The 846-nt window shown below is 43.7% G+C and carries 1 protein-coding gene; it reads left to right on the top strand.

Annotated elements, in window-relative coordinates:
- Window positions 1-82: 82 nt before the first annotated feature.
- Window positions 83-834 (top strand): IS5 family transposase gene (locus QL898_RS13745; RefSeq protein WP_166739263.1). Its coding sequence is split into 2 segments (ribosomal slippage): window positions 83-290 and window positions 290-834, totalling 753 coding nucleotides; the frame shifts between segments, so codons are not numbered across the junction.
- Window positions 835-846: the final 12 nt, after the last annotated feature.

The raw sequence follows: 846 nt of genomic DNA, 5'->3' as shown, positions 1-846 counted from the left end.
CTAGGGCGTGTCTTCAATTGGATAAGCCCTAAATAATAGTTACAATACCGCATCTATTGAGTCGATGCGAGAAATACAAGTTATGGCAAGAAAAGCATTAACAGATACGCTTTGGGATCAATTGCAATCGACGATGATAAAGTACGGCTGCTATCAAACTCAAAACAGCCGAGAGATCATGGAAGCCATACTGTGGAAACTACGCACAGGGGCGCCTTGGCGTGACATACCTGAAGAATTATGTTCGTGGAAAACAGCCTATAGTCGTTTCAACCGCTGGTCGAAAACTGGCTTATGGGCGGATTTTTTTTTGGCTTACGAAAAGAAGTTGATACGGAATGGGTATTCACAGACGGAAGCTATGTTCGCTGTCATCAGCATGCAAGTGGAGCTCGGCGTGGTGAAGAGCGAGCAATTGGACAAAGCCGTGGTGGAGCAACTACAAAGATACACCTATCCTGTGATGCCGATGGATATCCGCTCCATTTTAAAATCACTGGGGGTGACGTCCACGACAGTCAAATTGCAGGTGAATTGATTGAGATGATTGGACAGGCAGATTACTTTATCGCTGATAAAGGCTATGACTCAGAGTGTATCAGAGACAAAGCTCGCAGCCATAATATGATACCTGTCGTTCCTAAAAGGAAGAACGCCAAACAGCCTAATCCAGAGTTTGATAGCTATTTGTACAAGCTGCGTCATCTTGTTGAAAATATGTTTGCAAGGCTTAAACACTTTCGTAGTATCGCCACTCGCTATGAGAAGTTAGCGCGTAATTTTAAGTCAATGCTTTATCTGGCGTGTACTATCGTTCATTGTAAGATGAATTGAAGACACGCCCTA

Source organism: Psychrobacter sp. APC 3279 (assembly GCF_030407795.1).
In the GTDB taxonomy this organism is placed as follows: domain Bacteria; phylum Pseudomonadota; class Gammaproteobacteria; order Pseudomonadales; family Moraxellaceae; genus Psychrobacter.
This window is presented reverse-complemented; position numbering and strand designations above follow the sequence as displayed.